This window comes from Pseudomonas sp. CC120222-01a (genome assembly GCF_003097235.1).
Lineage (GTDB): Bacteria > Pseudomonadota > Gammaproteobacteria > Pseudomonadales > Pseudomonadaceae > Aquipseudomonas.
In genome coordinates, this window is sequence record NZ_QEQQ01000020.1 from 63,011 (window position 1) to 87,326 (window position 24,316).

At 63.9% G+C, this 24,316-nt stretch carries 23 protein-coding genes; 15 read left to right on the forward strand and 8 right to left on the reverse strand.

Going from position 1 to position 24,316, the window contains the following annotated elements:
• Positions 1-21: 21 nt before the first annotated feature.
• On the forward strand, positions 22-1,215 hold the full coding sequence (locus N430_RS22315) for an MFS transporter (protein WP_110638595.1): 1,194 nt from the start codon (positions 22-24) through the stop codon (positions 1,213-1,215).
• Here the strand turns inward: N430_RS22315 and N430_RS22320 are convergent.
• Entirely contained in the window at positions 1,183-2,220 is a 1,038-nt protein-coding gene (locus tag N430_RS22320; protein WP_110638596.1) for a dienelactone hydrolase, read from the reverse strand. The two genes, N430_RS22315 and N430_RS22320, sit on opposite strands and share 33 nt — an antisense overlap.
• A 131-nt stretch (positions 2,221-2,351) precedes the next feature.
• Positions 2,352-2,963, reverse strand: a complete 612-nt coding sequence (locus N430_RS22325) for an FMN-dependent NADH-azoreductase (RefSeq protein ID WP_060507230.1) — start codon at positions 2,961-2,963, stop codon at positions 2,352-2,354.
• A 133-nt stretch (positions 2,964-3,096) separates the two neighbouring features.
• Here N430_RS22325 and N430_RS22330 point away from each other — a divergent pair, with 133 nt between their 5' ends.
• Together N430_RS22330 and N430_RS22335 are read left to right on the forward strand one after the other, a co-directional pair.
• The gene (locus tag N430_RS22330; RefSeq protein ID WP_110638597.1) at positions 3,097-3,999 is read left to right on the forward strand and encodes a LysR substrate-binding domain-containing protein; all 903 of its coding nucleotides are present in this window, start codon (positions 3,097-3,099) and stop codon (positions 3,997-3,999) included.
• Complete coding sequence (locus N430_RS22335; RefSeq protein WP_110638598.1) at positions 3,992-4,351, forward strand: MmcQ/YjbR family DNA-binding protein; 360 nt, start codon at positions 3,992-3,994, stop codon at positions 4,349-4,351. Before N430_RS22330 ends, N430_RS22335 begins: the two co-directional genes overlap by 8 nt.
• On the opposite strand, the gene N430_RS22340 is transcribed toward N430_RS22335, so the two are convergent.
• Positions 4,352-4,780, reverse strand: coding sequence for a DUF1294 domain-containing protein (locus N430_RS22340; RefSeq protein ID WP_110638599.1), 429 nt, complete (start codon positions 4,778-4,780; stop codon positions 4,352-4,354).
• Between the two features lies 1 nt (position 4,781).
• Positions 4,782-5,612 (reverse strand): undecaprenyl-diphosphate phosphatase, encoded by an 831-nt coding sequence (locus N430_RS22345; RefSeq protein ID WP_110638600.1) that lies wholly within the window; start codon positions 5,610-5,612, stop codon positions 4,782-4,784.
• Between the two features lie 299 nt (positions 5,613-5,911).
• Between N430_RS22345 and N430_RS22350 the strand changes: the two genes are divergently transcribed.
• The 10 genes from N430_RS22350 to N430_RS22395 all read left to right on the forward strand — a co-directional run bounded on the left by N430_RS22350 (position 5,912) and on the right by N430_RS22395 (position 16,831).
• Positions 5,912-7,546: a methyl-accepting chemotaxis protein gene (locus tag N430_RS22350; RefSeq protein ID WP_110638601.1), complete on the forward strand. Its 1,635-nt coding sequence runs from the start codon at positions 5,912-5,914 to the stop codon at positions 7,544-7,546.
• 106 nt (positions 7,547-7,652) lie between these two features.
• Positions 7,653-8,219, forward strand: a complete 567-nt coding sequence (gene pnuC, locus N430_RS22355) for a nicotinamide riboside transporter PnuC (RefSeq protein WP_110638602.1) — start codon at positions 7,653-7,655, stop codon at positions 8,217-8,219.
• Complete coding sequence (locus N430_RS22360; protein ID WP_110638603.1) at positions 8,216-8,767, forward strand: AAA family ATPase; 552 nt, start codon at positions 8,216-8,218, stop codon at positions 8,765-8,767. The genes pnuC and N430_RS22360 overlap by 4 nt, the downstream gene beginning before the upstream one ends.
• 297 nt (positions 8,768-9,064) lie before the next feature.
• Positions 9,065-9,496 (forward strand): hypothetical protein, encoded by a 432-nt coding sequence (locus tag N430_RS22365; protein ID WP_110638604.1) that lies wholly within the window; start codon positions 9,065-9,067, stop codon positions 9,494-9,496.
• A gap of 1 nt (position 9,497) precedes the next feature.
• Positions 9,498-10,088 (forward strand): adhesin, encoded by a 591-nt coding sequence (locus N430_RS22370; protein WP_110638605.1) that lies wholly within the window; start codon positions 9,498-9,500, stop codon positions 10,086-10,088.
• A gap of 60 nt (positions 10,089-10,148) precedes the next feature.
• Complete coding sequence (locus tag N430_RS22375; RefSeq protein WP_110638606.1) at positions 10,149-11,639, forward strand: heme utilization protein; 1,491 nt, start codon at positions 10,149-10,151, stop codon at positions 11,637-11,639.
• 68 nt (positions 11,640-11,707) lie between these two features.
• Positions 11,708-12,388, forward strand: coding sequence for a C39 family peptidase (locus N430_RS22380; protein ID WP_110638607.1), 681 nt, complete (start codon positions 11,708-11,710; stop codon positions 12,386-12,388).
• A 45-nt stretch (positions 12,389-12,433) separates the two neighbouring features.
• On the forward strand, positions 12,434-13,180 hold the full coding sequence (locus N430_RS22385; RefSeq protein WP_110638608.1) for a hypothetical protein: 747 nt from the start codon (positions 12,434-12,436) through the stop codon (positions 13,178-13,180).
• 47 nt (positions 13,181-13,227) lie between these two features.
• The gene (locus N430_RS22390) at positions 13,228-14,508 is read left to right on the forward strand and encodes a hypothetical protein (protein WP_110638609.1); all 1,281 of its coding nucleotides are present in this window, start codon (positions 13,228-13,230) and stop codon (positions 14,506-14,508) included.
• A 121-nt stretch (positions 14,509-14,629) separates the two neighbouring features.
• Complete coding sequence (locus tag N430_RS22395) at positions 14,630-16,831, forward strand: LTA synthase family protein (RefSeq protein WP_110638610.1); 2,202 nt, start codon at positions 14,630-14,632, stop codon at positions 16,829-16,831.
• On the opposite strand, the gene N430_RS22400 is transcribed toward N430_RS22395, so the two are convergent.
• A complete protein-coding gene (locus N430_RS22400) occupies positions 16,832-18,157 on the reverse strand; it encodes a sigma-54 dependent transcriptional regulator (protein ID WP_110638611.1) in 1,326 nt (441 codons plus the stop codon).
• On the opposite strand from N430_RS22400, the gene N430_RS29500 reads away from it, so the two are divergent.
• Together N430_RS29500 and N430_RS22405 are read left to right on the forward strand one after the other, a co-directional pair.
• On the forward strand, positions 18,156-18,377 hold the full coding sequence (locus N430_RS29500) for a hypothetical protein (protein WP_165837376.1): 222 nt from the start codon (positions 18,156-18,158) through the stop codon (positions 18,375-18,377). The genes N430_RS22400 and N430_RS29500 overlap by 2 nt on opposite strands.
• A gap of 124 nt (positions 18,378-18,501) precedes the next feature.
• Entirely contained in the window at positions 18,502-18,768 is a 267-nt protein-coding gene (locus N430_RS22405) for a hypothetical protein (RefSeq protein WP_027919312.1), read from the forward strand.
• Positions 18,769-18,883: 115 nt separating this feature from the next.
• On the opposite strand, the gene N430_RS22410 is transcribed toward N430_RS22405, so the two are convergent.
• The 3 genes from N430_RS22410 to cobN are packed head-to-tail and all read right to left on the reverse strand — an operon-like array spanning position 18,884 to position 24,316.
• Positions 18,884-19,516, reverse strand: coding sequence for a VWA domain-containing protein (locus N430_RS22410; protein WP_110638640.1), 633 nt, complete (start codon positions 19,514-19,516; stop codon positions 18,884-18,886).
• A 35-nt stretch (positions 19,517-19,551) separates the two neighbouring features.
• Positions 19,552-20,553 (reverse strand): ATP-binding protein, encoded by a 1,002-nt coding sequence (locus N430_RS22415; protein WP_110638612.1) that lies wholly within the window; start codon positions 20,551-20,553, stop codon positions 19,552-19,554.
• Position 20,554: 1 nt separating this feature from the next.
• The gene (gene cobN / locus N430_RS22420) at positions 20,555-24,316 is read right to left on the reverse strand and encodes a cobaltochelatase subunit CobN (RefSeq protein WP_110638613.1); all 3,762 of its coding nucleotides are present in this window, start codon (positions 24,314-24,316) and stop codon (positions 20,555-20,557) included.

Here is a 24,316-nt window from a genome sequence, read left to right on the forward strand (position 1 = left end):
CGCCCGCCCGCGAAAGAGCCCATGACCGCGCAACAGCCCGCCCCCGCCAGCAGCACCCTCAGCATTACCCTGCAGATCCTGTCGATCGTCTTCTACACCTTTATTGCCTTCCTCTGCATCGGCCTGCCGATCGCGGTGCTGCCCAGCTATGTCCATGATCAGCTGGGCTTTGGTGCGGTGATCGCCGGGGTGACCATCGGCCTGCAGTACCTTTCCACCCTGCTCAGCCGCCCATTTGCCGGGCGCGTGGCCGATACCCTGGGGGGCAAGAAGGCGATTGGCTATGGCCTGCTGGGCATCGCCGGTTGCGGGGTGCTGACGCTGCTCTCGGCCTGGTCGCTGCAGGTGCCGTTGCTGAGCCTGGCCCTGCTACTCGGCGGCCGCGTGCTGCTGGGCCTGGCGCAGGGGCTGATCGGCGTCGCCACCTTGAGCTGGGGCATCAGCCAGGTCGGCCCGGAACACACGGCGCGGGTGATCTCGTGGAATGGCATCGCCTCGTACGGGGCGATCGCCATCGGTGCGCCGGTCGGTGTGCTGGCGGTCGCCGGCCTGGACTTCAGCGTGCTCGGCCCTGCCCTGCTGGCGCTGGCGCTGCTGGCCTTGCTGGTGCTGCGCAAACGCCCCGACGTCGTGGTGACGCGCGGCGAGCGGCTACCGTTCTGGTCGGCCTTCGGCCGAGTTGCGCCGTGCGGCCTGGGGCTGACCCTGGCGTCGATCGGCTACGGCACCCTGACCACCTTCGTCACCCTTTATTACCTAGAGCGTGGCTGGGTCGGTGCGGCCTGGTGCCTGAGTGCCTTCGGCCTGTGCTTCATCATTTCGCGGCTGCTGTTCGTCAACGCGGTCAACCGCTTTGGCGGCTACAACGTGGCCATGGCCTGCATGGCCACCGAGGTGCTCGGCCTGAGCCTGCTGTGGCTGGCCCCCTCGCCACCCTGGGCGCTGGTCGGCGCTGGCCTGACCGGCTTCGGCCTGTCGCTGGTGTACCCGGCACTGGGTGTCGAAGCGATCAAGCAGGTGCCGAGCAGCAGCCGCGGTGCCGGGCTGGGGGCTTATGCGGTGTTCTTCGACATGGCACTGGCCATCGCCGGCCCGGTGATGGGCGCGGTGGCAGTGCACCTGGGTTATGCCTCGATTTTCTGTGTCGCGGCCCTGCTGGCCTTGGCCGGGGTCGGCCTGACGCTACTGCTGGCGCGGCGCAGTCACCGCAGCTGAACGCTCGGCGTGCTCCGGTGCGCCCAGGGCCTGGGTGAAGAAGGCGGCCGTGTCGCGCTGCAGTGAATGATGGATGTGGCGGCGGTCGACGCCATCGGCGTCCTTGCACAGCGCCGCCATGCGCGCGCGCTGCTCCTCGTCGCAGCGGGCCATGAACACGAAGTGCCCGGCCCCGGCCAGCAAGCGGTAGTCCGGGGTGATCGGCAGCTTGCGCGCCAGTTCCTCGGCATTGCGGTCCACCGCCACCAACTGATCACTGTCGCCACTGTAGATCAGCGCAGGCACCCTTACCCCGGCCAGGGCATGGCGACCAAACATCAAGCTCAGGGGTGCCATCAGCATCACCGCGCCAACCCGTGAGTCGGCCTTGGGCGAAAGCTCGCTGCGATCGGCTATCAGCACGCCATGGGTCTTGCAGGCATCGGCATCACCCGGGCGCTCCAGGCAGTAACGGCGCAGGCGATCGAGGTCGGGCTGGGCGCCAGACAGGATCAACGCGGTTTCACCGCCAGCCGAATAGCCGATCACACCGACCTTGCCATCATTCAGGTAGGGACCAAGCAACGCGTCTTCACGGGCGGACGTGATGGCCTCGCTGACCTGCAGCGGCCGACCATACAGATTGCTCAGCGTACCCAGGCGGCTGTGATCGCGGGCGTTGTCGCCCGGGTGCACCACCGCCACCACGACGAAACCCTGGCGGGCCAGGGCGGTGGCCAGGTAATGCAATGCCAGCGGGCTGCCGGTGTTGCCGTGGGACAGCACCACCAGCGGGAACTGCCCGAGGGCGACCGGGGCCTCTTCAGCGACGTCGATGGGGTAACCGTCGATGCGGATATTATGTGGCGTGCCATGGGATGGGTAGAACGCCAGGGCCTGCATCGGCCGGGCATCGACCGGGTCGTCGAGGGTCATGTGATGCAAACCGGCAACCCACGGGGAGGCTTCGGCATGGGCCAACAGGCCGCCGAGCAGCAACGCCAGCAAACAGCGGGGAGTGTTCATCGGTCAGCTATCGCGCAGCAAGCATCAGGATAGCGTCAGCATAGATCCGGCCTTAGCACCGGCAGATGAAAACTGGATGAAAAAACCGGCTGGCGCACGGGGTGCCAGCCGGTTTTTTTGACGCCAGGCGATCAGGCTGCGGCGAACAGCTCGTTGGCAATCTGCGCCTGGGCGGCGTCGATGGCCTGGGTACGGTGTTCCGGACCGTAGGCCAGGCCGTGGGCACGGACCACTTCCAGGTCGGTGATGCCGATGAAGCCGAGGAACACCTTGAGGAAGTCTTCATGCCCAACGCCAGTCGGCTGGCCAGCGTGCAGGCCACCGGCGGTGGAGACCAGCACCACTTTCTTGTTGCCGCACAGGCCTTCCGGGCCGGCTTCGGTGTAACGGAAGGTCTTGCCGGCTACGGCCACGCGGTCGATCCAGGCCTTGAGCTGGGTCGGTACGCTGAAGTTGTACATCGGCGCGCCAATCACCACGGCGTCGGCGGCGAGGAATTCTTCCAGGGTTTCGGCGCTCAGCTTGGCTTCGAAGGCCTGGGCGGCGTCGCGGGCTTCTTCCGGGGTACCGGCTGCTACCAGGGTGGCGGACGAGAAGTGGGCGATGGCGTCGGCAGCCAGGTCACGGTAGACCACTTCGATGCTCGGGTCTGCGGCTTTCCAGGCTTCGACCACTTCGCGGCTCAGTTGGCGAGAGGCGGAATTGTCGCCCAGGATGCTCGAATCGATATGCAACAGTTTCATGGGACTCTCCTGTGAATGAAGACCGCAGCGGTGGGCGATCACGATGGGGAAAATCCTACCGGGATGCCGAATGGCTGAAAAGTCAGTAAAAATGCGTTAGTTTGTCCCACAGGTAGAACAGTGAGACAGCCCCATGCAAGACCTCAATGACCTCTTCTATTTTGCCCAGGTGGTTGAAGCCGGCGGCTTTGCTGCGGCCGGGCGCCAGTTGGGCATCCCCAAGTCGCGCCTGTCGCGGCGGATTGCCGAACTGGAAGAACGCCTTGGCACCCGCCTGCTGCAGCGCACCACGCGCCAACTCAAGCTGACGGCCGTTGGTGAACGATACCTGCACCATTGCCAGGCCATGCTGCTGGAGGCCGAGGCCGCCGACGAAGTGGTGGCAAGCATGAGCAGCGAGCCACGTGGGCGCCTGCGCGTATCGTGCCCGGTGGCCCTGGCCCATGCGTTTCTGCCGGACGTCATCAGCCGCTTCCTCGAACAATACCCGCAGGTGCAACTGGACATGGTCCTGCTCAACCGCCGTGTCGACCTGATTTCCGAAGGCATCGACGTGGCCCTTCGCGTACGCGACCTGGGCGACGAGGACCCGGCACTGGTCACCCGCCGGCTGCGCCAGGCGCAAATGCAGCTGGTGGCGGCGCCGGGCTTTGCCGACCATATCCGCGAACCCTCCGAGCTGGCCACCCTGCCCGTGCTGGGCGCAGCCGAAGCCGATCGGCTGGTGCACTTCCGCTTGTTCGGGCCCAATGGCCGGCAGCAGGAGATCGCCCTGGAGCCACGCTTGGCGATTGACGATTTTGTCGTGCGCAACGCTGCCGTGCGCGCCGGGCTGGGCTTTACCGCCCTGCCCAGCATGTTCTGCGAAGAGGAGCTGGAACGTGGCGAGCTGGTCAAGCTGCTGCCGGACTGGTCCTTGCCAGGCGGCTACCTGCAGGCGGTCTACCCTCATCGACGGGGCTTGTTACCGGCCGTGCGGGCGTGGATAGACCACCTGGCGGCGTCATTCGAGGCGTGTGGGGAGCGTTATGTCTAGACAGAAAATGAGCGAAGAGCAGGTGGCGGCGTTCTGCCTGAGCCTGCCGGGTGCGCGGGAAGACTACAAATGGGGCGGCATTCGGGTGTTTTCCGTGGCCGGCAACAAGATGTTCGCCGTGCTCGACCTGGCCGGGGCGGGGTTGTCGTTCAAGGTCGCCGATGAACTGTTTCTGGGTTATTGCGACCGGCCCGGCGTGCGGCCAGCGCCTTATCTGGCACGGGCGAAATGGATCAGCATGGAACCGCCCTACCCCATGGGCCGGGACGAACTTTGCGACCTGCTGCAGCGCTCGCACCAACTGGTGGTGCGGCGGCTGCCAAAACGTCTGCAGGCAGGCCTGCTGAGCTGATCAGTTGAACGGCAGAAAACGGCTGCCCAGGAACAGGTAATCGAGCCAGAACACCTGGTGCAGCAGCACGATGCCCCAGAACACCAGTTGGTAAGACAGTTTGCGCGTCTTGTGCCGGAACAGCTGCTGGGCCACCAGTGCGCCGGGCCAGCCCCCCAGCAACTCGCTGGCATGCAGCACCTTTTCAGGGGTGCGCCAGGCATCGCCCTGGGCCTGGCGTTTATCCTGCCAGTACAGCAGCAGGCTGATCAGGCTGACCAGCGGGTACGCCGCCAGTGGCCCCCAGGTCTGCCCGCTCCAGCCCATCTTGGCCGCGCCAAGCCCAGGCAATAGGCACAGCACCGCCAGCAGCAAGCATTTCAGGCGCGCATTGCGCACGCCCTGTGTGCGCTCGGCGCCGCGTGGCGCCGTGTGCTGTGCCCGCGCCATGTCAGCTGTGCGCCGTCGACCAGTCAACCCAGCCGAACTGCCAGGTCGCCAGGATCAGCAGACCAAAGACGATGCGGTACCAGGCAAAGGCCGCGTAGCTGTGGTTGGCGATGAACTTCAACAGCGCGCGAACCGCAATCATCGCGAAGATGAACGAGGTCACGAAGCCGAGGGCGAACACCGGCAAGTCGCTCGGTTCGAACAGATGGCGGTACTTGTAGCCCGAATACACCGCCGCACCGACCATGGTCGGCATCGCCAGGAAGAACGAGAACTCGGTGGCCGCCTTGCGCGACAGGCCGAACAGCAGGCCGCCGATAATGGTGGAACCGGAGCGCGATGTGCCCGGGATCATCGCCAGGCACTGCACGAAACCGATCTTCAGGGCATGGCTCCAGCGCATGTCGTCGACATGGTCGACCGCCACGGTGTGCTGGCGACGTTCAGCCCAGAGCATGATCACACCACCGATTACCAGCGCCGTCGCCACGGTGATCGGGTTGAACAGGTACTCATGGATCAAGTCGGCGAACAGCACGCCCAGCACCACCGCCGGCATGAACGCCAGTAGCAGGTTACCGGTGAAACGCCGGGCCTTTGGCTGGCTGGCCAGGCCGAACACCACTTCGAGGATCTTGCCTCGGAACTCCCACACGACTGCCAGGATCGCCGCCAGCTGGATGATGATGTTGAACGCCATGGCCCGTTCGCCACCAAACCCGATGAGGTCGGCGACGATGATCTGGTGGCCGGTACTGGAAATCGGCAGAAACTCCGTGAGCCCCTCGACCACACCTAAGATGATTGCCTGGAAGGCAGTCCAAAAATCCATTATTCCCCCGATGAAGCGCTGCTGCTTGCAGGCCCCTAGTTCTTGGTTTGCTTGTGATTACCGCACGCGGCGCGGCCTTTTTACAGCGACTGCTGGGACCGGCGCCAGTGGAAAAGTTCACCCCGACTAAAGGTTTCATCTCGCACGGCCGAGATCCTATCAAAGCGGCAAGGCAAAGGCTCGTGCGGCCGGTGGCAGAGTAGCCAATAACTAGCACTTAGCCATTAGTCGAGTGCCTGCCGCCTGCAAAGCGTGTTTGGATGCACCTGAATAAAAAGAACAATGCGGGAGTGAGTTCAATGAAGGCATTGCGGTCGATGTCGATCAGCCGGCGTCTGTGGCTGATTCTGGTGGTGGCGGTGGGCATGCTGGTGGTGCTCGGCCTGCTGATGTTGCGCCAGATCCATGGCGACCTGTACCAGGCCAAGGCGGAAAAGACCCGCCACGTGGTGCAGACCGCCGCTGGTGTGCTGGCCTACTACCAGGGCCTGGAAGCCGCCGGTACCCTCAGCCGCGAGGCGGCCCAGCAGCAGGCCCTGCAAGTGGTACGGGCGCTGCGCTACGACCAGAACGACTATTTCTGGATCAACGACCTGGGGCCGAAGATGATCATGCATCCGGCCAACCCCAAGCTCGACGGCCAGGACCTCTCGGCCATTCGCGACCCGGACGGCTTCGCCGTGTTCAACGAGATGGTCGCCCTCGCCCGCAGCCAGGGCGCCGGCCCGGTCGACTATCGCTGGCCCAAGCCGGGTGCCAGCGAGCCGGTGGCCAAGACGTCGTATATCCAGCTGTTCAAGCCTTGGGGCTGGATCATCGGCTCTGGCGTCTACGTAGACGACGTGCAGGCCGAATTCGCCCGCCAGCTGCGCGATGCCTCGCTGGTAGGCTTGGGCATCGCCCTCCTGCTGGGGCTTGTGGTCACGCTGATCGCCCGCAGCATCGCCCGTCCGCTGCAAGAGGCAGTGCAGGCCATGGGCAACATCGCCAGCGGCGAAAGCGACCTGACCCGCCGCCTGGACACCCACGGCCGTGACGAGATCACCCACCTGGGCCAGCACTTCAACCAGTTCAACGGCAAGCTGCAAGGTGTGGTTGGCCAGCTTCAGGGCGCTGCCCATGCCCTGGCACAGTCGGCCGGGCACGTCGGCGACAATGCTGGCGCCGCCCAGCAACACAGTGCCCAGCAGTCCCTGCAGATGGACCAGGTGGCGACGGCGGTCAACGAAGTCACCTATGCCGTGCAGGACGTGGCCAAGACGGCCGAACAGGCCGCCGGTGAGATGCGCGCCGCGCAGCAACAGGTGGAACACGGCCAGCAGGCCATCCATGGCAGCCTGCAACAGATCGACCGGCTTTCGGCGACCATCGAGCAAGCGGTGCAGGTGATCCGCGACCTGGCCGGGCACAGCACGAAGATTGGCGGGGTGCTGGAGGTGATCCGCGCCATCGCCGAGCAGACCAACCTGCTCGCCCTCAACGCGGCCATCGAAGCCGCTCGCGCCGGCGAACAGGGCCGCGGCTTCGCCGTGGTGGCCGACGAGGTACGCCTGTTGGCGCAACGTACCGCGCAGTCGACGGCGGAAATCCACACCATGATCGAGCACCTGCAGGGCCAGTCCGATGCGGCGGTCAAGGCCATCGACACCAGCAGCGAGGCTTCGCGCCAGACCGTGCAACAAGCCCGCGAGGCGGGTACCAGCCTCGATGCCATCAGCCAGGCACTGCACAACCTCACCGCCCTCAACGCCTCGATCGCCAGCGCCACCTTGCAGCAGTCCCATGTGGTCGAGGAGATCAACCGCAATGTGCTGGACACTGCCGGGCTGTCGCAGCAGACCGCCGATGCCGCGCGCCAGTCCAGCGACGCCGGCTTGGCCCTGGGCCAGTTGAGTGAGGAGCTTGAGCAACTACTGCGTCAATTCCGGGTCTGAACCGGCCGTAAGCACCGGCCCGTGAGCGGGCCGGTGCGGGTTGCACGCTACACCTCCCGCCCTGCACAAGCTACAATCGCCGCCCTTTGCCAACCAAGGATCGCCGATGTCCGGCCTCGAACTCATCGCCGCCGTGCTCGGCGTCACCGCCGTGTGGCTCACCGTCAAACAGAACGCCTGGTGCTGGCCGATCGGCCTGGTCATGGTGCTGATCTATGGCTGGCTGTTCTACGAGGTGAAGTTGTACTCGGGCATGCTGCTGCAACTGGCCTACGCCGTGCTGCAGCTGTATGGCTGGTGGCAGTGGAAGCGCCCGGACCGGGTCGAGGACGCTCGCCAGGTCTCGCGCCTGCCAACCCGGGCACTGTGCGGCGGGTTGCTGGCAGGGCTGCTGCTGAGCGTGGCGCTCGGGGCGGCGATGGCCGGCTGGACCGATGCCGCCCTGCCCTGGCTGGATGCCACCCTGACCGGCTTCAGCCTGGTCGCGCAATTGTGGATGGCGCAAAAGCGCGTGCAGTGCTGGCCGCTGTGGATCGTGGTGGATGTGGTCTATGTCGGCCAGTACCTGCACCAGCAGTTGTACTTCACCGCCGGTTTCTTTGCCGTGTTGACCCTGATCGCGGTACGCGGCTGGCTGGAATGGCGCCGTGACCCGGCAGTGGTGCAAGCATGAAGGTTCTGGTGCTGTGCGGCCCGGAGTCGAGCGGTAAAAGCTGGTTGAGCGGTGAAATCCAGGCGCATTTCGGCGGTATCGTGGTGGCCGAATACGTGCGCCACTTCATCGACCAGGAGTGCCGCGACACCTGCTATGCCGATGTCCCCACCATCGCCCGCGGCCAACTGGCCTGGGAAGACCAGGCGCGCCAGCAGGCACCCGAACTGCTGATCCTCGATACCCACTTGCTCAGCAACATGTTGTGGAGCCATGCCCTGTTCGACGCTTGCCCGCCCTGGCTGGAACAGGCTTTGCTTGACCGTCGTTACGACCTGCACCTGCTGCTCAGCCCACAGGGGGTGGGCTGGGTCGCCGATGGACAGCGCAGCCAGCCGGACCTTGCCGACCGCCAGGCGTTCTTCGACGACAGCCGCCGCTGGCTGGAGCGCCACGGGCAACCGCTGCAGATCATCGAAGGTGACTGGCCGCAACGCAGCGCGACGGCCCTGCTTGCGGTTCAGCGCCTGCTGCAAGGAAAAACCCCGGTCTGCCCCACCGAGTGTTAACCCCATGACACACCTGGCTGAGGCCAAGCCCCCGTTTTTGCGGGCTTCCAGCCATTTTTGGGGGCAGTGTCAAGGCGGTGAAACAATCGTCAAAAAGCCACTTCGAGTAACGCAAATGCAGGGCCAAACACCCATTCCCTGAAAATCTGTCTCAGCGCTGATACAGCTAGTTGAAAGTTCGTTCAGGCATTGCGTTCAACCTACTGATCTTGAACAGATATCCAAAAACGGCACGCCTTTCGCTCTCCTCCTTCGCAACGCTGAACAAGACCAGCGCTCTAAGAAGGAGTAGCCGTCATGGGGAAACTGGATAGAGGCGTTTTTCGCCTGTTGCTGGTCGGCTGTGCACTGGCTTCGGCGCTACCCGCATACGCCGATAACGGCATCATCGTGATCACCCGCGATGTGCAACCGCGCATGGCCATTCGCGCACCCCTGGCGCCCGACCCCTACCCCACCACCGCCAATGCCAACCCCTCCGCGCAAGTGCTCAAGCAGACCAATGAATTGAGCGATGGCGACTTCGCCAGCATCACCAGCGGCACGGGAATTTCCTCGCTGATCACCCAGCAGACCGACAACCTTGGTGGCCAAATCGGCAACCAGACGCAGCTGTCAAACCAGGCAGCCGGGCGTGGCACCGGTTCAGGCAACGGCATTTCCAACATGGTCAACTCAAGCGTCCAGCGCGGTCTCGCCCCACTGCAGATCCTCACGGGAGGCAAATGACATGAGGCAGACGCTGTTAATCCTGGCCCTGTTGAGCAGTGCCTCGGCACTGGCGCAATCACCCACACCATCACCCGTTCCGGTGATCAACGACGCCAACATCGACAGCTCTGGCGCGCAATACCAAGGCAACTTCAGCGTCAACCAGGCTGCAGGCGACAGCCAGCAACAGGCCAATGCCCGGGCAATCGCCACCGGTCACGAAGCCAATGCGACCACGCAGATCCGCCAACGCCAGCTTTCCATCGTCGACCCCAACATGGGCGCCAGCGCCAGTATCCAGGGCAATGCCTTCAGCCATGGCAGCGGCGCACTGGGCGTCAACCAGAGCGCCGGGGCCGCCACTCAGCAGGCCAACGCCCTGCGCATCAGCATCAGTACACAACCGCAAAGCATCGATGACAGCGTCCTGCTGCAACAGAACGTGGCGCTGATCAACAGCTCCGATCCATCTGATACCTCACCCGGCTATCGCCATGTCACCACCGGTGACCAGGCATTCACCGGTAGCCGCGGGGTCATCCAGCTGAATCAGAGCGCCGGGGTGGGTAACCAGACGGCAAACACCCTGAGCGTAAGGGTCGCGAACTGACCCAGTTAGGTAGATAGGTACAGGTAAGAACAACACTTAACCTAAAGACGGAGAAACACCATGAAACCCTCGATGGCAATCAAGCCTCTGGTTTTCGCAATTGCTGCGGTCATGGCTGTTGCTGCACAAGCGAATCAAAACGATCGTCGTGATCACGACCACCACAACAACAACCACCGGCAAATGGACAAGGCGGTCTACACCAACGCCACTGCCACTGCCACTGACTCCCAGAGAAGCACCGGCAACACCATTCGTAACGAAGGCACCATCAACGAAGCCGAAATGAGCAGCTCCGGTGCTGGCGCAAGCGGCAACGTAGGTGTCAACGTGGCCGCCGGTAACGGCAACCAGCAGGATAACGCTGCGGCCATCGCCAACACGTCGTCCAACAATGCCGATATCGACAACAGCTTCGTCTTCGGCACTGCCACGGCGACCGCTGAAGTTACCCAGCGCAGCAACAACAACACCGTCAACAACTGGTCGACCCAAAGCTCCGCCGTCATGAGTGGCTCGGCCGACGGTAGCAGCGGCAACATTGGTATCAACATTGCTGGCGGCGACCTGAACCAGCAAAAAAATACCATGGCCATCGCCAACAACGCCGCGCCTATCGGCAACTCCACCGCAACTGCCTCGGCCGACCAGAACGGCCCTGGCCTGACAGTGAACAACAATGCCGACCGCACCTACCGGGTCGATACGCTGACCTTCACCACGTCTTCGAGTGGTTCGGCCTCGCGTAGCGGCGCGTTCGATGCCAGCGTCGACAAGAGCTCCAGCTCCAGCTACAGCGCGTCGGGCAGCCAAAGCGCCAGTGCCAGCGGCAGCAAGAGCAGCAGCTCCAGCGGTTCGAGCAGCATGACCGCCAGCGGCTCCAACAGCAGCAGCTCCAGCGGCAGCAACAGCATGAACGCCAGTGGCTCCAACAACTGGGCTGCGAACGGCTCGTCCAGCCGCGACCACAGCTCGTCGTCCAACACCACGGTTAGCGCATCGCTCGATGCCAGCGCCAATGGCAGCGCATCGTCGTCGCAAACCTTCGGCAATTTCACTCGCTCGCGCAGCAGCGACTTCGACGCATCGCTCAGTGCATCGCTGGATGCATCGGTCGACAAGTCGCATCAGTCCAACAGCAACTCGTCGTTCGACAAGTCGCTCAGCTCGTCCTTCGACAGGTCCTATGACTCCTCGTATGACCGTAGCCATGACTCGTCCTACGACAAGTCTCGCGATACTTCCTACGAGAAGGCCAACGCCTCGGCATGGGAGAAAGCCAGTGCCTCGGCCTACGAGAAAGCTGGCGAAAAAGCCTCGCAGTCGTCGGACAGCATCTCGAAGAGCTTCAGCGAGTCTAGCGAGTACGCGCTGAGCAACACCGTGTCGTTCCAAGTGCTGACCCCGACCGGCTGGGCCAACCCTGTGACCAACACCGCTACCCTGAGTGGTTCGGTGAACGGTGGCAGCGGCAACCTGGGCGTGAACGTGGCGGCAGGTGTGGGCAACCAGCAAAGCAACTCGCTGGCCATCTCCAACACCTCGATGTAACCACTGCGGTCTGGAGGCTCCCTGCGGGGAGCCTCTTTCTAACAAGAAAAAGGCAGGGGGCGTCGAACATGCGCATTATCGCCTTGGCAATTCTGCTGTCCATCGCCAGCGTCGGCGAAGCCTCGCAGATGCCGTTGTCCGTGCTGCCGGGTGGTGCAGTGATCTACAAACCGGTCCAGAGCATCCGCGAACGCAAATTCGCCGACCTGGTCCAGCAAAAAACCGACTTCAGCTGTGGCGCAGCGTCGCTGGCGACCATCCTGCGCCAGGCCTACTGGCTGGACGTGGATGAAAACCAGGTCATCGAGGGCATGCTGGCCCACGCCAATGAAGACCTGGTGCGTACCCAAGGCTTCTCGATGCTCGACATGAAGCACTACGTGGAAAGCCTCGGCATGCGTGCACGCGGCTACAAGGTAGCCCCCGACACCTTGCCCAGCATCCGTATCCCGGTGGTCGTGCTGATGGACATCCGCGGCTACAAGCACTTCGTAGTGATGCAGAAGGTCGACCGAGGCTGGGTGTACATCGGGGATCCGGTCCTGGGCCACAAACGCTTCAAGCTCGACGATTTCGTCAAAGGCTGGAACGGCATCATCTTCGCCGTCATCGGCAAAGGCTATGACAAGAACAACATCCTGCTCGACCCACCGCTGCCGCTGAGCGCGAAGAACCGCATCAGCAATTTCACGCCGGTGCCGGACGCAGAGTTGATGGACTTCGGTTTCATTCAAAGCGACTTCTTCTAACGACTTTCTTTCAATGACGTAGGGCAAGACGCTCAGGGAGCACCCATGAAGACTTCCCTCTGGCTGGCAGTGGTATGCCTGGCCGCCAGCCTGCCAACCCATGCAGAAACGTTCAAACCGATCGAGTTGAAGGATCAGGAGCTGGCCAACCTGCGCGGCCGCTACGTGATGCCTGGGCGGATCGTGAGCTTTGGCATCGTCATGACCAGCACTTGGCAGAACGCCAACGGTGAGGTGATTGGTGCGACTTCAGCGATGCAGGTCCAGCAATCGACCATCAAGCCACAGTTCTATGTCTCGATGATCGATGAAAAAGGCACTGGCAGTTCACAGACCAGCAGCACCGGTACCGGCACCGTCAGCGGTGGCAGCGGCCTCAACACCACCCAGGGCGTGACCCAGGTGGTACGGGCTGCCGGCGACTTCAACTCGGCCAACAACAATGTCGATATCAATGTCACCAAAGGCAACGAGGCACCTGCCGGGCAGCCGCAGGGCCAGGCCCTGGCTGCGGGCTCTACGCTGGTGGGGAGCAATGGCGCTGGCACATTGAGCGTGTCGTCCACCGGCACTGGCGTGCAGATGAATATCGTCGCCAACGGCAACCAGGGCAACTCGGCGCAAAGCCTGGGCCAAGGTGGGCTGATGCAGAACACCACCCTGCTGGGCGCCAGCAACCGTGTGAGCAACCTGACATCTCTCAATGTCGTGCTCCGCGACAGTCCGCCAATGGCGGGTTCCGTGAGCGCCAATCTTGAGCAACTTAAAGGCCTCCGCAATCTCGGATACTGAACTACGCTCATGTCTCATCGTATGTAGTCAGAAGGGACGGCTAATCCATGCACCGTTTGTCGACGTTCAGAGCTATCGTTTGTATTTCAACATTGGCCCCGGCCACTCTGCTGCAAGCGGCAACCGACCCTCAGGTCGAAGCACTCAAACAGGAACTGATTGCGCTGAAACAGCGCTACGAGGCCCAACAGAACGCATTGATGGTGCTCGAACAGCGGCTCAAGCAGGTCGAGGAGGCCCCCGCACAACCGCAACCGAAGCGCCTGACCAAGTCCCCCGCACAGGGGGTGAAAGGCGGCCAGACCGTGGCCACCGGCACGCCGGGCAGCAGCGGCGCCTCCTATGGGCAGTCACTGCAGGACAACTCGGAGCCGGCGCAGAGCGTGTCCAACCTGTATGACGAGGCCAGCGGCTTCTTCGGTGGCGGCAAGTTCAGCGTCGAAACCGGGCTGACCTACACCCACTACGACACCCGCGCCCTGGTGCTCAACGGGTTCCTGGCGCTGGACTCGATCTTCCTCGGCAACATCAACATCGACCGCATCAAGGCAGACAACTGGACCCTGGACCTGACGGCGCGCTACAACGTCGACCAGCGTTGGCAGTTCGACATCAACGTGCCCATCGTCTACCGCGATTCCACCTACTCGTCCGGTGGTGCAGGCGGGGCCGCCGGGGTCACGTCCGACGCTTCGGTCACCCGCGACCCGACTATCGGCGACGTCAACTTCGGCATCGCCTACAAGTTCCTCGATGAGAACGAGACCTGGCCGGATGCCGTTGCCACCTTGCGCGTGAAGGCGCCAACCGGCAAGGACCCATACGGCATCAAGCTGAAACAGGTGGCGGGCAACGACAACCTGTCGGTACCTGAGGACCTGCCGACCGGTAACGGTGTGTGGGCAATCACCCCAGGCATCTCGCTGGTCAAGACCTTCGACCCCGCCGTGCTGTTCGGCAGCCTGTCGTACACCTACAACATGCAGGACTCGTTCAGCGACATCAGCCCGCAGGTGAACACCAAGGTGCCGGGTGACGTGAAACTCGGTGACTCCTGGCAGGTCGGCGGTGGTATTGCCTTTGCCCTCAACGAGAAGATGAGTATGTCGTTCTCGGTTACCGATCAGTTCGCCCGCAAGAGCAAGATCAAGCCCGACGGCAGCGACTGGCAATCGATTACCAACAGCGACTATAACGCGGCCAACTTCAACGTCGGCCTGACCTTCGCTGCCTCCAACAACCTGACGATCGTGCCCAACTTGTCGATTGGCCTGACAGACGATGCACCGGACTTTTCCTTCAGCCTGAAGTTCCCGTATTACTTCTGAGATCCGGGGCGCATCGCGCCCCAATTGGTTACCAACCTTGTAGCCAACGGCTTTCCGGGTATCGGCCTGTTATCATCGCGCACAAATGTGTGACGATTTCATGGCAAAAAGGAAAGTTTTCGTGAAGAACCTGCAAGGCCCACCACGCACCCGGCTGCTCGCCCTGGTAACACTGGTGCTGGTGATTCCCCTGGTCGTGCGCGCCGTGCTGGGCTGGTCCAGCCCGTATGGCTATCTGTCGGACCTGGCGCTGGGCAGCCTGCTGGTGTTGCTGTTGCATCGCCGCGCCTGGTGGCTGGCACTGCCGGTTCTGCTGGCCTGGGCCGCGCTCTGGGTGGCTTCGGCTGAACTGGTCAGCGCCGTTGGCAGGCTACCGAACAGTGCCGACCTGAGCTATCTGTTCGACCCGCAGTTCATGGAAAACTCCACTGGCGGCGGCCTGGCCCATGCCTGGCTGCCCGTATTGCTGGCGGGCGGCCTGCTGGTCTGGCTGGGCAGCGCCTGGACCAGCCGCAAGCAACCTGGCGAGCAGTTCTCGCGCAAGGCCTGGGCCATCCCGGCGGTGCTGTTCGCGGCCCATTGGGGCAGCCAGCACCTGGCGCCCAGCGACGCTGACCAGTGGCGCCAGTACAACCTTCCCCATCAGTTGCTGACTGCCGCCACCGGCGACCTGCAGCGTCAGGTCCAGCACTGGGCCGGTCAGACGCCCATCGTCACGCCGCTACCCAGTGCCGGCCTGACCCAGCACGACCTGAGCGGGCAAAAGCTGCTGGCAGCGCCAGGTCGCGCCCGCAACCTGCTGGTGATCACCCTCGAAGGCATCCCCGGCGCCTACGTGCGCCCCAACCGCCAGGCCCTGCACAGCCGTTTCGACGAAGACCTGATGCCCAAGCTCGGCCACTGGGCAGAACGCGGCATGAACACCCCGGACTACGTATTGCACACGCACCAGACCATCCGCGGCCTGTATGCGATGCTCTGCGGCGACTACGACAAGCTGGCCAACGGCACACCCAAAGGGGTTGAACTGCTCACCCAGCAACAGCGCAACCAGGCCTGCCTGCCGGCACAGCTGCGCCAGGCCGGCTTCACCACGCACTACCTGCAAGGCGCCGGCCTGCGCTTCATGGCCAAGGACCGGATCATGCCGCATATCGGCTTCGACTCGGTGCACGGGCTGGAGTGGTTCAGCAACAAGAACTACCTGGAATTCCCGTGGGGCAAGGACGATCGGGCCTTCTTCGAAGGCGCCCTGGATTATGTCGGCCAGTTGCGCCAGCAAGACCGCCCGTGGATGCTCACCCTGCTGACCGTGGGTACCCACCAGCCCTACTCCGCCCCTGAGGAGTACCTGCAACGCTACGACACCGCCAAGCAAGCGGCGGTCGCCTACCTCGATGATGCGATCGGCGCCTTCCTAGACGACCTCGAACGCCAGGGCGTGCTCAAGGACACCCTGGTGGTGGTCACTTCGGACGAGTCTCACGGTATCGATGGCGTGCGCCTGGCCTCGTCCTGGGGCTTCAACCTGACCCTGGCACCGGAGCAGGCCGAGCTGCCACGCCTCAAGAACGGCACCTACGGCCACATCGACCTGGCGACGTCGCTGCTCGACTACTTTGCCCTGCCGATCCCGGTCGCCCTTGGCGGGCGCTCGCTGTACCGCGATTACGACAGTGGCCGGGAGATGATTTCCTACACCAACGGCATGCTGCGCTACCACGATGGCAAGGGCGTCTTCACTGAGTGCGACTTCCAACAGCGCTGCCGCCGCTACGGCAGCCCAGGTTTCATCGCCGATCAGGCCCGGTACCTCGGCCCCGGCGATAGCTCACTCGGTGCACAGATCGGCGCACTGGCCGGCGTGCTCGACCAGTCCCTGCTGCAGACACCGCTCAACCTGCGCTACCAATTCGGCGGCCCGTCTGCCATTCAGTTGCAGGCGCGCATCCGCGACGACTGGGCAGACAACCTGATCGGCGCGCAGTACCTGGAAATGCCCGAGGGTTCGCACACCCGGGTGCGAGTCAAGGTCCGTACGCTGGACCCGCAGCACGCGGCCTATATCCAGCTCAAGGCCAAGGAACTGGAGCAGGATGTACCGTTGGGGCTACCCGAGGAGATCCAGGTGACGGCCGACAAACCACTGGAAATGGAATTCGGCTTCGATAACCCGACGGTACGCAAGGCATTTTCCTTCCACTTGCTGGGTTATGGCGGCGGCGAGGTAGAGGTCAGTGATTTCAGTGTGATCACTGCGCTACCTGGCGAGGAAGAACCGCTGGAGGACTTGTCTGACGGGCATATCGCCCAATCCAGCTGATCAGCGGATCTGGTGCTTGTGCAGTAGCCGGTAGAACGTCGGCCGTGATACGCCAAGCACCTTCGCGGCAATGCTCATGTTGTTGCTGTGCCGGCCCAGCACATCGCACAGCGCCTGACGCTCAGCCCGATGCTTGTAGTCTTCCAGGGTGCCCAGCGGCTGCTCTTCCTGCTCCAACCCCTGCAGGCCAAGGTCCTGGGCCTCGATCTGGCGCCCTTCGGCCAGCACCAGCCCGCGCCTTACCCGGTTGGCCAGCTCACGTACATTGCCCGGCCAGTTGTGGCGCCCCATCGCTGCCAGCGCATGATCGCTGAATGAGCGGGGCCTGCGGCCTGTTTCAAGGCTGTAGAAGTGCGAAAAGTGATTGGCCAGCATCGACAGGTCGCCGTGGCGGTCGCGCAGCGGCGCGGTCACCACTTGCAGCACGTTGAGCCGGTAGTACAAGTCTTCGCGAAAACGCCCGTGTTCGATGGCTTTTTCCAGGTCCACATGGGTGGCCGCCAGCACTCGCACATCCACCGGTATCGGCTGGCTACCACCTACCCGCTCGATATGCTTTTCCTGCAGGAAACGCAGCAAGTTGGCCTGCAACTCCAGCGGCAGGTCGCCAATTTCGTCGAGGAACAGGGTACCGCCATGGGCCGCCTCGATCCGCCCCACCTTGCGCTGGTGGGCACCGGTAAAGGCACCTTTCTCATGCCCGAACAACTCGGACTGGATCAGGTTCTCGGGTATTGCCCCGCAGTTGATGGCGATGAACGGCATCTCGCTGCGCTGTGATTGCCGGTGCAACGTGCGCGCTACCAGTTCCTTGCCGGTACCGCTCTCACCGCGGATCAGCACCGGTGACTCGGTAGGCGCCAGCTTGCCGAGCAGTTTGCGCAATTCCAGGATTGGCCGGCTGTCCCCGAGTAGCTCGTGCTCCAGCCCATCCACCCTCACCGCGCCCTTGCCGCGCAGGCGGGCCATGCCGAACGCCCGCCCCAGCGTCACCAGCACGCGGGAAAAGTCGAACGGCAAGGTATGAAAATCGAAAAACCACTCACAGACAAAATCACCGACGTTCTGCATGCGCAACTGCTCGGCGTTGAGCACGGCAATCCATTCGGTGTTGCTGCGCTTGATCATGTCCTTGACCGCGTCCGGATGCCGCAGGTGCGATGCCTGCAGGCGCAACACGCCGATATCACAACGGTGCTCAAGGGCCTGGTCCAGGCCACAGCTGTGAACCTCCCAGCCGGCACTCTCAAGGCCGGGTAACAGACGGTGGCAATCGTCGCAGGGGTCGACGATGAGCAAGCGACGCAGGGCGGCAGTCTCGTGCATGACCGTTCCTTGGCGCCAATTGTTGGTTTTTTACGTGAAAACAGTAAGTTGCGGCGCCGAATTAACAGTAGCAACGAACTTGACGCCGCCCACGACCGTCTGTCTGCCGGATTTTGCCAAGCCAAACCGGTTCGGGAATTTTTCAAATTTATTGGCGTCACAGGCCGCGCTGGTAAACAAAAAATGTGTAACCGGCAAAAAATTTACAATACCTGTGTGACTCCACCCCTAACTTGGAGCATCAGTACAAGTAACCCCGCGCTGCGGATCGCGATAACACCTGAAGCGACGTAGCAGTTACGCGGACCTAATTTCGATGTTTGGGACCATAGAGAGACCGAACCATGAATGCACCGCTGCGTGTCAACGAGGCACTGCTGATTGCCGACCACGCGTTCGAACCCTTCCAGTGCGTTGCCTGGGATGCGCCCAACGGTACTGGCGAGCTGAGCCTGGCGGTGATCGACCGGACCAGCACCCGTATTGGCAGCAAACAAGTATCGTCGCGTATCTATTCGGACCCTGCGCAATGGGCCAGCCTGATCGAGGAAGTACGTGCCGAACTGTGCCAGAAAGGTTATGACCTGCAGCCTTGGTCGATGCCGAAGTAATATCGCTGCGTCCCTGCAAGTGCGTGCCTGGCACGCACTTGAACAACTTTCCAATAGCCTGCCGGGCAACTTTCTTATTGCGACATAGTGTCGCGCCCCGCCCTTCCCGCCTAACTCACTCCATTACCTTGAATTGCTCGAGATGCTGATAGACGGCGTGTAGTTGCGTGGCCAACTGTTGTGCCCGGCCCAGGCGAACTGGCGCCAATTCCATGTCCACCAACACGGTTGCGCAAGGCATGGGGTGCACGGCACTCCAGCGTTGCAACCGACCATCGGTGAATACCAGGCAGCGCTGCAGCTCATGGGGATGGGCTTTCTGCCGGGCCTGCAGCCAACACCGGGCCTGCTCCAGTGCTGCGATCAAAGGCGTTCCACCGCCTGCCCCCAGGGCCTGCAACCAAGGCTGCAGGCTTGCCGACGCCTTGAGGCCATGGCGCTGCCATTGCGGTGCGCCACCGCTGGCCGTCAGCAGCGCGAGACGGGCGCGCTGCCGGTAGGCCTGGTCGAACAACTCGGCCAGCAGGCCTTTGCACTGCGCCAGGGCCTGATGGCGGCGCGTCGAAGCCGAGGCGTCAACGATCACCAGCCACAGTTCATTGGCCTGGGCCTGGCGCTGCTGCCAGCAAAGGTCCTGGCGCAGCTTCGGGCGCCCCTTGAGCAAGGTCGGCAGCCAGGCTACCCGGCCTGAGGATGCCGCACGGGTACGGCCACGGCTCGCCCCCGTCAGTTTTCCGACACGGGGCATGGCATCCGCCATTCTCAATCCTGGCTGGCGGATGCTCAGGGCTTTTTTGCCCAGTTCGGCACCTCTCGCCGTGCACCGCTGCTCACAGGCTGCGCGGGTAACGCGCCCCAATCGCCCTGCCCGCCCTCGTCCTGCCGGTCGCGGCCATCCGCGGCAGCGGGTGGCGCAGAGGCTGGCGCATCCGGCGCCGTACGCCGACGATGGCGCAAGGCAAATTCGGCCACGGCGTCGACATCGCCCTCCTCGATCGCCTTGCCACCGCGCCAGGCACAATGGGCGCGTGCGGCGCGCAGCCAGACCAGGTCGGCACGCAGGCCATCGACGCCAGCGGCGAAACAACGCTCGGTGATCCAGGCCAGGGCCTGATCGTCCAGGGCAATCGCCGCCAACCCTTGGCGCGCCGCCTGGCAGCGCTCGCGCAGTTGCGCCTGGGCACTGGCCCACTGCTCGCAGAACCCCTGCGGGTCGCTGTCGAAGGCCAACCGCCGGCGGATGATCTGCTGGCGTGCCTCCGGGGCCGGCAGGCCTTCCAGCGCCACATTCAGGCCAAAGCGGTCGAGCAGTTGCGGGCGCAACTCGCCTTCCTCGGGGTTCATGGTGCCAATCAAGACGAAACGGGCACTGTGCCGGTGGGAAATGCCGTCACGCTCGATGCGGTTGGTGCCACTGGCGGCCACATCCAGCAACAGGTCGACCAAGGTATCGGGCAGCAGATTGACTTCATCGACATACAGCACGCCGCCATCGGCGTGGGCGAGCACGCCGGGGGAAAACTGCGCCTTGCCCTGGCCGAGCGCGGCATTCAGGTCCAGCGTGCCGACCAAACGCTCTTCACTCGCCCCCAGCGGCAAGGTCACGAACGGGCCTTCTCCCAGCAGGTCGGCCAGGCCGCGAGCCAGGGTGCTCTTGGCCATGCCGCGCGGGCCTTCGATGAGCACGCCACCGATCTTCGGGTCGATGGCGGTCAGGCACAGGGCCAGTTTGAGGTCATCGGCACCGACCACGGCTGCCAGTGGGAATTGTACGGGTTCACTCATTTCAAGCCTGTTCCTCGCCGTCGAGCAATTGCTCCTCAAGCGCCTCGCGATAGTCACCGGGGGCTTCCCAGAGCCCGCGCTGCTGGGCTTCCAGCAAGCGTTCGGTGAGGTCGCGCAGGGCCTCGGGGTTGTGCTTGCGCATGAAGTCGCGGGTCGCCGGGTCGAGCACATAGGCATCGGCCAGCGACTGGTAGTGATGGTCGTCGATCAGGTGCGTGGTGGCGTCGAAGGCGAACAGGTTGTCGACGGTTGCGGCCAGCTCGAACGCGCCCTTGTAGCCATGCCGCTTCGCCCCGTCGATCCATTTCGGGTTCAGGGCGCGGGCACGGATCACACGGTTGAGCTCTTCCTTCAAGGTACGGATCCGCGGCCGGTCGACCTGGCTGTGGTCGCCGTGATAGCTGGCCACTGCCCCGCCAGACAAGGTCTCCGACGCCGCCAGCATGCCGCCCTGGAACTGATAGTAATCGTTGGAATCGAGCAGGTCGTGCTCGTGGTTGTCCTGGTTCTGCAACACCGCCTGCACCTGGCCCAGGCGCCGGGCGAACTGGGCACGCGCCGGGGTGCCTTCATCGCTGGCACCGTAGGCGTAGCCACCATGGTTGAGGTAAACCTCGGCGAGGTCGTCACGGCTGTGCCAAAAGCGGCCATCGATGGCGTTCTGCACGCCGGCACCGTAGGCGCCAGGTTTGGCCCCGAACACCCGCCAACCCGCCTGGCGCGCCGCCTGTTCGGCGTCCACGCCCTGCGCCTGCAGGCTGGCGCGCTCGTTGCGCACCCGTGCGGCCAAGGGGTTGAGGTCGTCCGGCTCGTCCAGTGCCGCCACGGCCTGCACCGCCGCATCGAACAGGCGGATCAGGTTGCCGAAGGCATCGCGGAAGAAGCCCGAAACCCGCAGCGTCACGTCCACCCGTGGGCGGTCGAGCAGGCTCAGTGGCAGGATCTCGAAGTCGTCGACGCGCTGGCTGCCGGTGGCCCACACCGGGCGCACGCCCATCAGCGCCATGGCCTGGGCGATGTCGTCGCCACCGGTACGCATGGTCGCCGTGCCCCACACCGACAGGCCCAGCTGGCGCAGATGGTCGCCATGGTCCTGCAGGTGCCGCTCGAGGATCAGGTTGGCCGAGGCGAACCCCAGGCGCCAGGCCGTGGTGGTTGGCAGGTTGCGCACATCCACGGTGTAGAAGTTGCGACCGGTGGGCAATACGTCCAGGCGGCCGCGGCTGGGTGCGCCGCTGGGGCCGGCCGGCACGAAACGCCCGGCCAGCGCGGCAAGCAGGCCATTGATTTCTGCAGCACCGCAGGCATCCAGGTCCGGTGCGACCTGCTCGCGCAGGGCGGTTATCACCTCGTGCACCGGCTGCCATTCGGGCTGCTCGGGCAGTTGCGCCTGCCCCTCCAGTGCCTGCTCGATGATACGCAAGGCAAGCAGCTCAAGGCGCTCGCGGGTATCGCCAGAGGTGCGCCACGCGCCGTCACTCACGTCCTGCAGCAGCACTGGACGTGGCCCTGACCAGGCCTCGCCGAGGTCGCAATCGAGGGGATCGAAGCCCAGCGCCAATGCCTTGGCCAGCGTCCGCAACAAGCTGGCATTGCCACCGCGGCCATCGCCACGTTCCACGCGCAGCAAGGCCAGCAAGGTATCGATGCGCAGACGGGCCTGGGGCGACTGGCCAAACACATGCAGGCCGTCGCGAATCTGCGACTCTTTAAGGTCGCACAGGTAGGTGTCCAGGCGCGGCAGCCAGACGGCGGCATCGTCCAACTGGCCTTCCAGCTGCAACTCACGGTCGATATGGTTGGCCTTGACCAGTTCGAGAATGTCGCGCTGCAGTTCACGTGCGCGCCGCGGGTCGAGCAGCTGGGCCTCGTAGAATTCGTCCGCCAGCTGCTCCAGGTGGCGCAAGGGCCCGTAGGTTTCCGCACGGGTCAACGGCGGCATCAGGTGATCGATGATCACCGCCTGAGTCCGGCGCTTGGCCTGGGCGCCTTCGCCCGGGTCGTTGACGATGAACGGGTAGATGTTGGGCAGCGGGCCGAGCAACGCGTCCGGCCAGCATTGCGCGGACAGGCCGACGCCCTTGCCGGGCAGCCATTCCAGGTTGCCGTGCTTGCCGACGTGGATGACCGCATCGGCGGCAAAGGCATGGCGCAGCCAGAAGTGAAACGCCAGGTAACCATGGGGTGGCACCAGGTCCGGGTCGTGGTACACCGCGCTGGGGTCGACCTGGTAACCACGCGCCGGCTGGATGCCGACGAAGGTCAGGCCAAAGCGCAAACCAGCCACCATCAGGCGGCCTGCGCGGTACATAGGGTCCTGTTCTGGCGGCCCCCACCGTTTCAGCACGGCCTGGCGGTTGGCCTCGGGCAGGCGTTCGAACGCCACCTGGTAGTCCGCCAGGCTCAGGCTCTGGGCGCAGGGGCGCTGGTCGAGGTGTTCGAGGTCGTTGGTGACGCCACCGAGCAGTTGATGAATCAGTTGTGTGCCGCTGTCTGGCAGCTCTGCAAGCGGATAGCCCTCGGCTCGTAACGCCCTGAGGATGTTCAGCGCGGCAGCCGGGGTGTCCAGGCCGACGCCATTGCCAATGCGGCCATCGCGGGTCGGGTAGTTGGCCAGCACCAGGGCCACGCGCTTTTGCCCATTGGGCAGGCGCGCCAGTTCGACCCAGCGCCGTGCCAGCTCGGCGACGAAGTCCATGCGCTCGGGGTGAGCGCGGTAGCAGACCACGTCGGACTGGCTGCGCTCGCTGCGCCAGGCCATGTCCTTGAAACTCACCGGGCGGGTGATGATACGCCCGTCCAGTTCCGGCAAGGCGATGTGCATGGCCAGGTCACGGGCACCGAGGCCTTGCTCGCTGGCTTCCCAACCGGGTTGGTTGTCCTGCGCGCAGATGGCCTGCAGCACCGGGATATCACGACGGAACGGCCGCAGGTTGGGGCGTTCCGGGCTGGACAGGGCAAAACCTGTGGTGTTGATCAACACCTCCGCGCCCACTTCGTCCAGCCAGGCCTCGACCTGCTCCAGGCAGGCGCTTTCCTTGAGGCTGGCCACCGCGATGGGCAGCGGGTTGAGGCCAGCGGCCTGCAAGCGCTCGCAGAACACGTCGATGAACGCGGTGTTGGCGGCCTGCAGGTGCGAACGATAGAACAGCAATGGCGCCACCGGGTGTTCGGGGTTCCACTGGCTGTACCAGTCCTCTAGCAGCGCGCCAGGTTTGCGCGGGTGATACACCGAAGTCCGCGGCAAAGGCTGCGGTTCGTCCCAACGGTAATCGCGCCCCAGCCACTGGTTGGCCAGGCATTTGAACAGGTTGACCGCATTGCTCTTGCCACCCTGGCGCAGGTAGTGCCAGAGGCGCTCGGCCGGCTCGCCGGTGACTGTTCCGAGGCCGGTCAACTCCGGGTCCGGGCGGTCATCGCCGGGGACCATAATCAACTGCACGCCCCGCGCCGCCAGCTCGACCAATTGCTCGACGCCGTAGCGCCAGTAGCCGACGCCGCCATGCAGCGACACCAGGATTACCTTGGCATGGCGCAGGACCTCGTCGATATACAGGTCGACCGAGGCATGGTTCTGCACCTGCATCGGGTTGGCCAGGCGCAGGCTGGGGAAATCGTCCGGCAGTTGCTCGGCGGTTTCGGCGAGCAATGCCAGGTGCGAGTCGCCGCTGCAGAGAATCACCAGGTCGGCGGGTGTCTGGCCGAGGTCGGCAATGCTGTCGTCCGGCACGAAGCCGCCGGGCTGGGTCCGCAGCAGGTGCAT